Source organism: Natronococcus sp. A-GB1, assembly GCF_029688845.1.
In the GTDB taxonomy this organism is placed as follows: Archaea; Halobacteriota; Halobacteria; order Halobacteriales; family Natrialbaceae; genus Natronococcus.
In genome coordinates, this window is sequence record NZ_JARUKW010000029.1 from 17,950 (window position 1) to 31,191 (window position 13,242).

Here is a 13,242-nt window from a genome sequence, read left to right on the forward strand (position 1 = left end):
GCGACGTCATCATTGTCTTATTCTCCCAGACAAACGACACCGATCATTGGGAGGTCCATCGAACCTACTGCACAGCGTGCGGTCCCTCGGCTATTGCGGACCCTGTGATTGGTTGCACGAAGTTGCTCGTCCAGTTCCGACTCGATATCCGAACTGATCTTGCAACACAGCCAACCGAACTGGTCGTCCTCGAGCCCAAGTTGATCGACTCGAGCGAACCCATCGAGAGCCGATCAGCTACTGGGATTGACGAGAACCCAGATCCAGGCACGAACACACGGCCACTGATGTCAAGTTCAGGCGGAGTCGAGGTCGAGTCACTTCCACCTCGTCTCAGGGATCCCGCTACCCACCGCCCCATGGTGAAAGACTCTAGCGTCCGAACCGAGGATCAGCTCATCATAGACGACGGCGTTGAATAATCCTAACTCCTCGATGTCAAACTTCTGCTTGGAGTCAAGGAACCCGATGACACCGTCGGTTCCGGAGTTTCCCCTGAACCACAGCCAATCGACTGCAGCAGACGCAGCTACGCGTATCGCTCGTTCATTGATTTTTCGCGACCACTGAGCCACGATGTCTACTGAAGCCACTACTACCGACAGCGACGACGTACAATCGACGACTATCCAGACGTTGACCAAGGAACTGCAAGCACTCCGTTCGCGAGTCGAGAGCCTTGAAACCGAAAATGAGACGCTCAAACGACGAGTCGAAATTCAGTCGGACCAGATCGATAAGCTCGAAGACCGTGTCGATAAGGACGATCAGACTCGGACGGACCTCGCAAAGAATACCAGCGAGGCAAAGTCGGCAGCTGAGGAGGCAAAGGAGATCGCCTGCTCTGCAAGTGCCAAAGCTTGCCAGGTTGAAGCCATGCTCGAGGAGAGCGAGAGCGACAAGACAACCAGCGAGACACCACAGCTACCCGGCGATGTTGAGCCCTCGACAAGTCCGCTCGATTTCTTCGCGAACTGCCGTCAGTACAAAGTCAAGAAACGGTTTATCGACGAGCGGAGTGAGCAAAATACCTATCGCGCGTTGCTCGTAGCTACACGCTGGGAAGAGTTTGCGACTAAACGCAGTACTGGTGACGGAGTCTTCTTTACCCGCGATGATGTGCGGCAGGCTTTGACCGCGATCATGGGTGAACAGCCACATGGGACCACCATCACTCGAGTTTTGGAGGCCATGTCGGAACTCGGTGGATCGGATCTCGAAGAGCGAACGCGGCAGGTAAGTCCAAAACAACCCCCGAAGGAGATTCTGACAATGGACCTCGAGACGGCAACTGGGTTGCTTGAGGATCGGTACTGTCATTTAGATCTGCTTGAGGAAGGTGTAACGAGTGCTGGCGGTGTCACACCCGTTGTGACCCAGTCTGAGGCCAGAACCGCGTGAGAAGAACACGAAAGAGACAGATGAGATAGGACCACGAGTAGAAACAGAGTTGGTCGTCGACTGGATGGTCGACGTCGCCATCCCTACTAGTGACAACTACAAGCAACAACCTCCCGATTCAGAAGTAGTAGCAGTCTGAATTACACGGATTTGGTGCCTGGGATTGTACTGCCCCTCACAACGAGTGTGATTGGAACTTATCCACATCGACGAGGGACCCGCCGCTGCTCTGGGTAAGTATATAGAGGTCGTCGGAACTGCAAACGTAGTCGTCCCCTCACGTATAGTGCAATGGAACGGTACTGTCTATAGTACTTATTCGAAGCAGTCGCTTACATTTGGTACCGAGTGTGGATCAGAGTCTGATCCAATCAGTGGATTTGGCTCTATAAGCGACTTGAACAACCAATTGCCGAGAGATTTCTAAAGTTGTTTGTGGCACTCTTCGACCGGATTGAGATCGGAAGAATCTGCTAGGCTGGAATAATAGTACAGTAGAACCATTGATCTTTATACTACGTAAACAAGATGTTGGTAACGGATGACAGACCCCAGGATTCTATCGAGATCGAAAACGTGGTCGCATCATCTGCTATTGGACAGGAACTCGCACTCGAGAGTCTTGCAATGGATCTCAAGGGGGCCGACTACGATCCAGAACAGTTCCCGGGACTTGTTTACCGTACCACAGATCCCAAATCTGCTGCCCTGATTTTCCGCTCCGGAAAAATCGTTTGTACCGGTGCGAAGAGCGTCGAGAACGTCCACAAGAGCCTACAGATTGTTTTTGGAAAGCTTCGAGACCTGCAAATTGAGGTTGAAGAGGGTCCAGAGATCACCGTCCAGAATATCGTTAGTAGTGCCGATCTCGGTCGGAGTCTCAACCTGAATGCAATTGCGATTGGGCTTGGCCTTGAGAATATCGAGTATGAACCAGAGCAGTTTCCAGGACTGGTCTATCGCCTTGACAAGCCTGAGGTCGTTGCCCTGCTCTTTGGCTCCGGAAAATTGGTCGTCACTGGTGGGAAAGAGATTGACGATGCTAGACAGGCTATCGATGTAATCGTTGAACGTCTCGAGGATCTGGGTCTGCTCGAATAGTGTTTCTCAAGGTATTGGTTGTGCAGTAGCTCGATGATATTACGCCATGCTTGAAGCAACACTGGACAATGCGCAATCGAATTCTATGTCAACGACGTCGGAACCGTGCGGAGGGCTGATCCTCTAAGTATCGGCGTCGCTGTTCCATTTTCGTCTCCTCGCTTCGTTTGTCATAATGCACGTCCAGTACTTTTGCACTGACGTTCATTCGGCTGCTTACGACCTCTGTCGGGACATTTTGAGTAAGGTGATACGTGATGGATCCTCGTCGGATCGCGTGGGGGGAGACTGACGATGGACAAAGACTCGCAGACTTCTCGTTATCGTTCAATGCCTCACAGGTATCGAGATCGCGTCCGTGAGGGCACTGACCAGTATAGACGCATGGTCGCGTCCATCGGTACACTGTAGACCGAAGCGTGTTCTTGTGAGCGCGACCATGGACTGATGACAGCAGTGCATTTCGGCCCTCCTCATCTTGGGAATCTGGACGTTGATGATAAATCCAGTCATCAAGGACTTCACACGTCTCAGGATCCAGGGCGATGAGACGCTCCCCCTGTTGCTTATTCTTTAACGGAGTGGATTTCCGGTGTCGAACTTCGAGATACCGGTCATCCTGATCATAGTCTTCCAGGTCTAATCCATGAGCAGTCCCGACTCGCATTCCAGTCGTCCAGAGAAGTCGAATCAAGACGTGATTGAAAGAGGCGTACTCGAATCGGTAGAGGTAGTCCAGGAGATTATGAGCGACGTCTTTCGTAAGAATAGCGTTGCTCTGGTTATCGCCATGGTTGAGCTTTGGCGACAGTACCTTCTCGTGGAGAGCCGGAGGCACCGCATCAATCGATTCACAGAACTTGATAAAGACACGCAAGGTGTCCATTTGTGTCTTCACAGAAACAGCGTTCAGATTTCCTTCCTTTTGCCGCCAAATCTTGTACTCATGCAGCTGACGCCCCGATAGAGAATTCAAGTCAGTGATTTCTTTCTCTTCACACCACCGGAGAAAGTGCCCAATACGGTATTTGTGGGCTTGAAGTGTATTTGCAGTGACTTCGGCACGTCGTTCATCAAGGTAGATCTCGAACGCTTCTGCCGGATGGATTGGCTCCAGTTTGGTCATAGAGATCATACCCGTGGAAGGGTATTCTCCCCACCCTCCCAGGCACAATAACTCTATCAGTAGACTGGTGAAATTGTACGTCCCGGCCTGTTTCAGCGGTCGTTTCGCTATATTTCGTTCTATGGGGTTGATGACGCACGGGTTGCAACCTACTCGGCAACGACCTCTGATGGTGGCACTGAGGGCTGGCCGGTATTCTGGTAGCGATACGGTGTGTCATCTCTGCGGTAACCGTACCGTTGAACTTGTATTGATTGATAGGACACGGATCTTCATCGGCATACGGGAATCAGCAGAGTTCGAAACAGCGATCGCACAGACGATGTGGTCGGAACTCACGGTTGAATATAGCAGGGCTTCGCCAACATCACTGATATCTAACAGAAGATACTGCGTTAGGTTCACAGATGACCGTAACGACTCAGCAGCTTCAAATGCAAAACCGAATCTGAATGGCGAAACTATCTTACCACTACTTACGATGAAGACGGTGACAAGTTAGGTAGTCACCGTGATCTAACACCCGGCCTCGAGGGCGGCGAAACGTGGCGACTTGAGATTGCTCCCCATAGTTGGTCTGATGGGATTGCCGATCACGACATCGCTGTGGCCGGTGAGTAGTGTGATATTAGTCTCACTTCTATTTTACTTAGGATCACTTCATATTCTGCACACTTTCCCATAACTTGCTATTCGCATCTCGCATATCATCTAGTCGTCCTTCGAGCTCATTGACCTGATTCTCGAGTTCGGTCTTTTCCTCTCGGAGCTGATTGTTCTCTTGCTCGAGTTTCTCAGTTCGTGCCTCTAAATCATCTAAACGCTGTCGAACGATCCGACCCCCAAGTGGATCCATTCCGTAGTCTTCCTGAGCTGCGCTCAGTACATTCTTCCCTCTGTCAGTTATCTGGTAGGTAAATCCCTCTCGAGGCATGGGGTCATCTTGGTCTTCGTCAATACGATCGATCAGACTGGCCTCCATGAGGCGCTTGTAGTGGTAGTTGACGAGGCTGCTATCGAGATCGGTATCGGTGGTGATCTCAGATGTCTTTGCAGTCCCGCCACGGGTCCGGATCGAAACCAAAATCCGATGTGGCTTTTGTGAGAGGTTGGCTGCGATCTCGTGTGGGTCCTGTCCTGGCTTCATGTATTGTGCTTCAGGGCATAGTAGTAAAATTTTACTTTAGTTTCCGGTCAGCCCAGAACTACCGACTACATATAGTCCGGCCACCCCCACAACGCTAATCTCGAGCAGGCCGCGTTGTGGCTCCGCAACTATAGCCTCGAGGGACTATCAACGAAGTGAGACAACGTGGAATATCCACTACGCTATAGCAGATCAACCCTCAACCAAAGCGGTGGAGCGCGAACAGCAAAAGAGGACCTCGAGGAGCTCAGCAAAGTGGGACTATCACCGGGCTATAGCAGAGCAGATTATCACCTCGAGAGCAAGGGGGGACTATCAGGCTGAGAACTAGCAGCGTAGACTATCAGCGGGCTGGTAGATAGATGGACTATTACCTCGAGTGTAGGCATGCGATCCTGGCTGATCTCAAGTTAGTGTCTGGGGGTCATCTCTGGCTACAGCCTGCGGAGCGAGCACGGAGCGAAGCGGAGTGCGAGCGGCCAGTCGGTAGTGGTGTGGCGCGGTGCTGGCTGGGTTCGATCAGTGTCGGTCGCTATCTCGAGCAGCAGTGGCTATCGTAATCCCTGACCTCACAAATTGGTTGGATCTCCGGAAACAATATTACCCCAAAGTATGACTATACACCCATGAAACACTCATGCCAACGTCGCGACTTTCTGCGAGGAGGTGTAGCGGTGTCGGTAGCGTCTCTAGCGGGGTGTATGGCTCTCGATGGTGGGTCTTCCATGGGTGAGGGAAACCCAGCTAACGCAGGAGCGACGAATATCGATACGGGAGTAACGACGGTGATCGACCCGGCGACCTACGAGGATCAGTTTAGCAATGTGGTGGACATCACTGACGATCCCTACAATGCGGATCCGACAGGAGAGGAGGCGATCAACGATGCCCTGACGATGGCCTGGGAGGATGACACACTGATCGTGTTCCCACAAGGGCAGTACAAGATGAATCGGGGGTTCCGTCGGACCGGTTGGAGAGACGTCGGCCTCATTGGGCAAAACGCCGTGATCCGGCATGGGGAGGTCGAAGCCATCCACGGTCACACGGTCGACGAGGGAGAGTACCGCGGTGGGACGATGTTGTTTCGAATCGGTACGATGAACCGGCCCCACCAGGGCGAGTTCGTTTTCGGTGGCTTCATTTTTGACTGGTCACAGGAGAACACGGGAATGCGGGGGCTGTATACGATGATCGACGACCGAGCGGAGATTCGGAACATCGCGTTCAACGGTGTCCACGATCTCGGCTCTCACGGGAATATGCGAGTCGCGACGACGTCTCGAGATGCCTTTGCGTTAGTTGATTCGGTCGATATGAGCGGCGGCGGGATGCACTACCACGATACAATCAACACTCGCCAGACAGAACGTTACGACGGGACAGTGAACGAACAGGGATTCGGCCAGAGTTGGTCGACAACGGGGATCGTCGGACACACGGATATGTCGGGGACGACGCTATTTCAGAACGTAATCTGTGGGCCGTGGCCGGATAACGGATTGTATGTCCAGGGCGGCGGTCGACAGATCGTTCGGAACTGTATCGCCTCGAACTCCGGGACAGCAAACATCCGGTTCAATCAGACTGATGACTGGGAACCGATTCCAGAAATCGACGAGACTGAAGATGATGACCTTACTCGAGATGGACCATACGGCCAGTCAACGGTGGAAGACTGTGCGGCTATCGTTGATCGTGTGCCATCAGGAGTCCACGAAAGCGGTCGTTCGATTTGGCACTACTCAGGGGAAGGCATGATTCGAGGCTGTGAGGTGACGATAGCTCAAGAAAGTGAGGCTGGCGGTGCCGGAGGAAACTTCGCGATCGGGACGCGCTCCGGTGTGACTGAATCGACGATCGAGAACTGTCAAATTTCGCTGCTCGAGCCGACGGATGCTTTCTACTCTGGGACGTCGGGACCAGTGACGCTTCGAGATGTGGCTATCGTTGCAGAGGGGTGGGATCCAGGCTCAGTACCGGCCAATGTGATGGGTGGTCATATGCCCGCCCTCGAGAACGTGACGTTGAACGGATCCTCTTGAACCAGGGGTGAGTGTTGTCAAAGAGTCTTTATAGAATGAGGTTATACCATGTAAAAACAGAGATGCCAGGATTTCTCACGAGATCGAATGCCGCTGCGGCGAGGTTCTTCGCGTTCTTGACGTTCTTAGGCGCTTATATGGCCTACTCGAGCTTTGGAATACTATCGGCAGTTGTAATCGGACTGTCTGGTGTCGTCTTGTGGGTCCTTAGTGGAGACCCCTACAACCATGGCGCAATTCGCCGTGTTTCAGGGGGTGTTCTCTGGATGCTCTTGTTCTTCTTCGGGATCGGAATCGGCGTATCGTAGCTATCTCTGTCTACAGGCCTGAGTAAGGAATGAGTTAGCTACTTTCTTCGAGGTCACGAGCAGCGTGCAGGAGCATCCCTTTCCAGGTAAAGCCATGCCATTGGCGAGTTTCGTTCAGTTGTTCGTACTGGTTGGTGCTCTCTATTTCTGGACTGTTGAGTTGCCGATGGGTATGCATTAAGAGTCCACGCCAGGTAAGCCCGTGTTGATCTTTGAGATCGTCGAGACGCTGGTATTGCTCGTGCGGGAGCTCAACCGACACATAGCGAGTTTTGTCTTCACCCGGGATCTCGATGTTGATTGCCTTTGAATCGTCTTTGCCGTCAGTACCATTGCTGTTCTCCATGGTGACTATCTAGTGACCCATGGTTGGGTATCTTGTTTATCTGTCTTCTGTGTCACAATATACTGAGTTAGTACTTATCCATATAAATCTCCGCTACGGATCGGATGAGAGTAATAACTAGTTTAGAGAGTTATGAGGAATAGATTTATTGCACTAAGGCTAGATTGGCCTCATGGAAGCCTCACTAATAACGTTCCCTGGGATTGCTACAGTGTTGGTGGGGCTCTGGAACATAGATGACCAAAGAAAAAGCCAACGCGAGTACGGATCGAGATCGGACAGTCCTCCAGAAACTATTCCTGTGGGTTCTGGAGTCGGCCGACGAATGCTGGTCGGAATTTGAGAAAATTAAGGAACAGCACAACGGTTCGAGGGAAACGTCGCTTCGACGTCAGCTACTGACGCCAGTGCGAGCGATGATTCTCATGGGTTTCGTCTCACTAATTGCGTCGCAGTCAGTGGCGGCACAGGAAGGAACAGATATCTGTGGAGAGGGATTCGGGCTGATGATATTTGACATCCAGATGATGGCCTGGCAGGTTATCCTCGGAGCACTGTTCTTGATCTTCATGCTGGGACTAGTGCTTCGGGCAGTGCCGTTGTTCACTGGTTCGACGGCGGTTGGGAGTCTGATGATGATCGGACCGATCGTGGGCGTGATTGCGTTCATCTTCTTCGTCCAGTTCATCGACATCGCCCTCGGCTATGCTGGAGGCCCTGGCGTCGGCGAAGGCTGCTCGCCGTTCGTCTAAATCCACAGACCAATGAGGATTCTACGAGTTGTTCTTCTAATCGCAGTGCTATGTAGCGTCGGGGCACTTGCGATGCCGGGGCCCGCTATTGCTGACGCTGGTGTCTCGGCGAACGATGTAGTGCTTCAGACCCAGGACGCTGATGACAACGAGAGTGTCTGGGAACCGCCGGAAGACGACGAAAGTGACGCTGACGACGAGTCTGATGCTGTAGAGGGTTTGGATAATGGTCTTGGTGTTGGGGCCGACGAAACCGATGATGGTCCCACTGAGATCGAATCTGAAAACGCATCCGCCAACGAGACCGATGATGGCGGGCCACTCCAGGTTGAGGATAGTGAGGATCGCGAGGAGTTTGAGGAACTTTACCTCGAGGAGAACGAAGATGAAGAGGAAGAGTCAGCAGGACGTTCGATTCTTGGTGGTGCCGGAAGTGCGGTCAGCAATACGCTGAACCCTGCGGACGCAGCTGAAGAAGTCTGGGAGCGGCTCACCGAGATGTTTGCTGACGCGATGAGCTTCTTTGTAGAGGAAGTATTCAACGAGGCCCTTGGGACGCCGACGATCAACAACGACGGTGCTTTCGGAATCTTGGGCACGCCAGAGACTCTCGAGGAAGGTGAGCAGACGCCGTCACACAAGGAGGCTGGTCAGTACGATGCGATGGCCACTGAGAACTACGTGACGGTCTACGAGGAGGTCTACCTCGGATTAGTGATGCCAATGGCGATGTCGGTCATGTTCTTGTTAGCGCTGTTGATGTTGGTCGCGCCGGCGATCACGGCGATTACGCGCCGAAAGGTTGGCTCGATACTTGCCTCAGGTGTGTTTGTCGTGATGATGATTGTCGCAGTCTGGGAGTTCGCGACGCTCATGCATGCGTTGAGTGACGCGTCGGCGCAGTTGTTTCTCCCGGATGGAGAGGACGTTCTTGACTCAGAGGTAACGACGTACTCGGGTGGCGTGGCGACGGCGCTGATTCTCTATTTTAAAGGATGGGTTGGTGGCGCTGCCCTCGGGTTGATTCACGCGACTCGGCACGTTCTTTTGTTCGTCTACCCAGCCGTGCTGCCGATCTTCTTCATCTTGGCTTACTGGGGTGGCCACCGCCGAGTGAAGCAGGTTGGATCGTTCTTCATCTGGCAGTGGTACGGGCTGCTGGTGATGAATATCCCGACGGCGATTTTGCTCGCGTTCGCGAACGCCGTCGGCTGGCAACTCTTCCCCTGGGAGCTGCTCAACTTCCTGGCGACGCTCGGAATCTTCGCGCTCGCAGTCTTGATTCCGTTCACTGTGAGCGGATCGTTCTTCCTAATCGGCCTCTCGATGCGCGGGGCTGCAGTCGGGACCGCTTCATCGGTCGTCTCGAGGTATGCGCCGTCGCCACGGCCGGCATCGGTCTTCGGTGGCGAACGGACACGGTCGGCAAAGGAGCGTCTCAAACGCGGCGGTGCAAAGGTCGGTACTGCGGCAGCGAATCGGTCGAAGGCGGCAGCCCAGCGAGCGAAGTCATCGGTCAATTCGCGGCGACCGATTCGGACTGACGGTGGTCAGTCTTCGGCTTCGAATTCGGGCTCGTCGTCACGGTCGTCGACAGGGGGCTCGAGCAGCTCGAATACGACCCAAGTGGCGGGTGTCTCGCCGGATCAGCGTCGCAAGGCAGCACAGCGGCGACAGGACCGTGCACGGAACTCAAAACAAGCTGAGCGGGCCCGCAAGCAGTCAGACCACTACAGAAAATGAGCGACAGTACCAGTCAGTCAGATGGTATCGATCACAAAGTAATCCACACCGGGACGAGCGATCAGGTCGTCCTTGGGATGAGCAAGATGGAGGTTCTGGCGGCGATCGCACCGCCGGCGATGATCTGGTTTATTGGTCGGCAGATGATCGGCGGTCTACTGGGTACGCTCACGTACTCTATGGCGATCGTGTGGTTGTTCGCCGGCTTCGGCTTCATCGTCGCGAAGGATCCCTGGATGACCGCTCGCTTCTACGCCGAGACAGTGCTTCGATCGTTCTCGCAGCAACCAACCATGCTCTTCGATAGAAATCCCACGGACTCCGGCATTGCACAGCCAACGAACGACTCGCTCTTCGGGAGGGCAGCGGCTATTCCCCTTGCAGGGCTCCGCTTTCTTTCCTCAGTCCGCGGACCAGACTCACCAGAGGACAAATCGAAGGGACCAGTTCGCACTCAGGATTTTGTACAGTACACGAAATCCTATCACGGGACGCCGGCGGTCGAGACCGACGACGGTCACGTGGTTGGTGCAATTCGGATTTCGCCGGCGAATATGGTCACCTCAAGCGAAGAGGAGTGGGAGCGCCAGTCTCGCTTCTACGCGAAGGTGTTGGACACGGCAGTCAAGGGCAACATCCAGATCGCCGAGTACATGCGGATGGTCGACTACACGCCTCGGATCGAACGGTATAGTCAACGCGAAGAGGAGATTCTCACGACGGCTGACGGTGAGACAGCGCCCGGTGAGGTCGACTACTCCGAACTCGAGTTCGGAAAGAAGGTACTCGCCGATCTCTGCCAGGAACGTGCTGACGTTGTTTCGATGTACGACCTCTCGACGTACACGGTCGATCCATATCTGATTGTGGAGGTCAAACCCGGCGATGTCGTCACTGAAGACGATGTCGAGGGCGGGCTCACGTCGATTCCGCTGGTTGGTCGGATGTATACCCACTGGAAGGTCCACCGGCTCAAGCAGGACGGAGAGCACATCCCGCAGATGATTACGCTACTCGAGGATCGCCTCGATACGATCAGTGACTCGATTCGACGTCTCGAGGACGTCAGTGGACACCCGATCCCGAGCGAAGAGCTCTCGCAGGTCGCGGCGGATCACTACCAGGCGGCGAACGTCTATGCTCATGCTGACTATACGTCGCTGGTTCGGCAGAGCCCGATACCGAGGCCGACGGTTACCGAGGAGGGTGTCGAAGTCGGAGAGGCATCTGACCCGGAGTACGATGTGACCTACGCACATCTGGACGTTGAGGCTGAACGGGATCCGAGGACGACACTCTCGAGGCGGCACAACCAGCTCGCGATCGCTGATCAAGATGCGAGCGACTCGGATGATCCAGACCCCTCAGTGAGATCGGAGCCACCTGAGCGGCAAGAGGCGACGACTGATGGTGGTGTCACAGCAGAGTCGCCGGTGGTCGCAGAGTCTCCGGGGGGTGCGGAGATTGCACTTACAGACGAGGAACTCGAGGAGCAGTACATCTCACTGCTGGCTCCAGAGGAGATCGAGCGCTCCTGGATGAACGGTGGCGGAAATCATCTTCAGATCGACGGGGAGGTGTATACGGCAACGATGTTTATTTCGAGTTACCCGAAGGATCCGCCTGAAGGATTCCTCGAGCCGATTCTGCAGTTCGACGACGCGGAGGTCCAGACGAACGTCGCGACCCACATCGAGACGATCGATCAGGACAAGGCCGAACAGGAACTCGAGGACTACGCTGACGCACTTCGGAAGAAGTACGAGCGAGTCAAGAACTCCCGAGTCGAGATGTTCGCGAGTCGATATCGGGATGAGGCCGATGAGACGCAGGCGGCACTTGACTCGTATCTGCAGAGCGAGCACGATATTTTCGAGGCCCAGACGTATATCGAGGTCCGGTCGTTCAATCCGGATGCACTGAAGCGGGCCATTCGCTCGATTCGGGCGAAGATGTCCGACATGAGCGCGGAGGTCTCTGTGCTTCGGCAGAACCACGACGTCGGTCACCAGACGGTCGCACCGGCGTGTCAGGACAAGGTCGACCAGAAAGTGAAGGTCCGATCGGAGGCGCTAGCGGCGATGAACCCGTGGACGACGACGAATCTCCACGAGCCTTCGGGTGTGGAGATCGCCGAAAACATGGCGACGAATGAGCCACTCGCCGTTGACGTTTACAAACGCGACGCGGGGTATAACTGGGTGATCGTCGGCAAGACCGGCGCCGGGAAGACGGTTACCTCGAGTCAGTATCTGTGGCGCTACAAGGTCGACAACCCTGATTCGTTTATCGCGGTGATTGATCCGCTACAGGAGTTCGCGAACTTGCAGGAGATCTTCGGCGGCGAACGCATTGTGGTTGGATCGACCAACATCAACCCATTCGATATCAAGCCGACGCCAGAGGACAAGCTCGATGCGATCGGTCACTCGGCTCCCTATCGAGAGTGGCTCGATTCAGGGCTTGACTTTCTCGAGCTCTACTACAAGATGCAGGGATTCGACTTCTCGCAGTACCGGGCGATCTGGACGAAGGCGCTCAAGCGAGCTGGTGAGAAGAAGGGGATCACCGAGGATCCGAAAACGCACGATCCCGAGTATCGCAAGTCAGAGGGGTACGACGGCAAGGCGCCGACGATGGCCGACGACGTTCTCGAGATCATCAACGACATGTCCAGCGACGGTGCTGCGTACGTCGAGGATTCGTCGAACGAGAGTCAGGTTCGCGATCGCGAGGAGAAGGCGACGACGGTAATCAATAACCACGTTGAGCCCTTCCGTGACGGTGGTCACCTCGAGCACCTCGCTCACGAGACTGAGGTTGACCTCGAGGACACGGACTTCGTCTACGCCGACCTGCAGCTGAAAGAGGGTGATGAGGAAGGTGGCGGGCTCATGATGCACCTGCTGCTGGACCTGCTGTACAACGAAGTCAAGTCCCGTCCCGAGCCGGGGACGATCTTCTGTGACGAGTTCCACTACCTGCTTCGCGACGACATGACCGTGAAGTCGCTGTCACAGAAGTATCGCCACCACCGTCACTGGGACCTCTCGATCGGTGCCGGAACCCAGAGTCACAAGGACTTCTTCGGCACCGACGGCGAGGGCAACGTTCATCTGACAGATAACGCAGAGGTCATGCTCGAGCTCTCGTCGATGGAGGTCTACCAGTACGTCGAAGGGATGAACGAGCAGTGGGGCAAGCGCCTGGGGCTTTCTGGTGACGAGGCCGAGTTGATCGATAACCTCCAGAAGGGGAACCTTGCGGATGGAT

Annotated in this window: 10 protein-coding genes and 1 pseudogene; 7 read left to right on the plus strand and 4 right to left on the minus strand. The window is 54.6% G+C overall.

Annotation, left to right across the window (positions count from 1 at the left end; genetic code table 11):
* Positions 1 to 317 precede the first annotated feature (317 nt).
* A complete protein-coding gene (locus QA600_RS21425) occupies positions 318 to 644 on the minus strand; it encodes a hypothetical protein (RefSeq protein ID WP_278293970.1) in 327 nt (108 codons plus the stop codon).
* On the opposite strand from QA600_RS21425, the gene QA600_RS21430 reads away from it, so the two are divergent.
* Both QA600_RS21430 and QA600_RS21435 read left to right on the plus strand, forming a co-directional pair.
* Complete coding sequence (locus QA600_RS21430; RefSeq protein WP_278293971.1) at positions 637 to 1,401, plus strand: hypothetical protein; 765 nt, start codon at positions 637 to 639, stop codon at positions 1,399 to 1,401. The two genes, QA600_RS21425 and QA600_RS21430, sit on opposite strands and share 8 nt — an antisense overlap.
* A 531-nt stretch (positions 1,402 to 1,932) precedes the next feature.
* The gene (locus QA600_RS21435; RefSeq protein WP_278293972.1) at positions 1,933 to 2,502 is read left to right on the plus strand and encodes a TATA-box-binding protein; all 570 of its coding nucleotides are present in this window, start codon (positions 1,933 to 1,935) and stop codon (positions 2,500 to 2,502) included.
* Between the two features lie 88 nt (positions 2,503 to 2,590).
* Here QA600_RS21435 and QA600_RS21440 read toward each other — a convergent pair whose 3' ends face one another.
* Positions 2,591 to 3,628, minus strand: a complete 1,038-nt coding sequence (locus tag QA600_RS21440; RefSeq protein ID WP_278293973.1) for a site-specific integrase — start codon at positions 3,626 to 3,628, stop codon at positions 2,591 to 2,593.
* Between the two features lie 486 nt (positions 3,629 to 4,114).
* Here QA600_RS21440 and QA600_RS21445 point away from each other — a divergent pair.
* A pseudogene (locus QA600_RS21445) lies at positions 4,115 to 4,249 on the plus strand (hypothetical protein); the annotation flags it as partial.
* 34 nt (positions 4,250 to 4,283) lie between these two features.
* Here the strand turns inward: QA600_RS21445 and QA600_RS21450 are convergent.
* Positions 4,284 to 4,775, minus strand: a complete 492-nt coding sequence (locus QA600_RS21450; RefSeq protein ID WP_278293974.1) for a hypothetical protein — start codon at positions 4,773 to 4,775, stop codon at positions 4,284 to 4,286.
* Between the two features lie 725 nt (positions 4,776 to 5,500).
* Between QA600_RS21450 and QA600_RS21455 the strand changes: the two genes are divergently transcribed.
* A complete protein-coding gene (locus QA600_RS21455; RefSeq protein WP_278293975.1) occupies positions 5,501 to 6,820 on the plus strand; it encodes a hypothetical protein in 1,320 nt (439 codons plus the stop codon).
* A 342-nt stretch (positions 6,821 to 7,162) separates the two neighbouring features.
* On the opposite strand, the gene QA600_RS21460 is transcribed toward QA600_RS21455, so the two are convergent.
* A complete protein-coding gene (locus QA600_RS21460) occupies positions 7,163 to 7,474 on the minus strand; it encodes a hypothetical protein (protein ID WP_278293980.1) in 312 nt (103 codons plus the stop codon).
* A gap of 236 nt (positions 7,475 to 7,710) precedes the next feature.
* Between QA600_RS21460 and QA600_RS21465 the strand changes: the two genes are divergently transcribed.
* From QA600_RS21465 to QA600_RS21475, 3 genes are all read left to right on the plus strand, one after another.
* Entirely contained in the window at positions 7,711 to 8,226 is a 516-nt protein-coding gene (locus QA600_RS21465) for a hypothetical protein (RefSeq protein WP_278293976.1), read from the plus strand.
* A 12-nt stretch (positions 8,227 to 8,238) separates the two neighbouring features.
* Positions 8,239 to 9,969, plus strand: coding sequence for a hypothetical protein (locus QA600_RS21470; RefSeq protein ID WP_278293977.1), 1,731 nt, complete (start codon positions 8,239 to 8,241; stop codon positions 9,967 to 9,969).
* On the plus strand, positions 9,966 to 13,242 hold a 3,277-nt coding region (locus QA600_RS21475; RefSeq protein WP_278293978.1), incomplete at its 3' end, for a conjugal transfer protein. The genes QA600_RS21470 and QA600_RS21475, both read left to right, overlap by 4 nt.

Bases quoted from the DNA above. Each gene is read 5' to 3' on its own strand.
- QA600_RS21450 (WP_278293974.1), bottom strand. From the start codon at position 4,775: ATGAAGCCAGGACAGGACCCACACGAGATCGCAGCCAACCTCTCACAA.
- QA600_RS21460 (WP_278293980.1), bottom strand. From the start codon at position 7,474: ATGGAGAACAGCAATGGTACTGACGGCAAAGACGATTCAAAGGCAATC.
- QA600_RS21440 (WP_278293973.1), bottom strand. From the start codon at position 3,628: ATGACCAAACTGGAGCCAATCCATCCGGCAGAAGCGTTCGAGATCTAC.
- QA600_RS21470 (WP_278293977.1), top strand. From the start codon at position 8,239: ATGAGGATTCTACGAGTTGTTCTTCTAATCGCAGTGCTATGTAGCGTC.
- QA600_RS21455 (WP_278293975.1), top strand. From the start codon at position 5,501: ATGGGTGAGGGAAACCCAGCTAACGCAGGAGCGACGAATATCGATACG.
- QA600_RS21465 (WP_278293976.1), top strand. From the start codon at position 7,711: ATGACCAAAGAAAAAGCCAACGCGAGTACGGATCGAGATCGGACAGTC.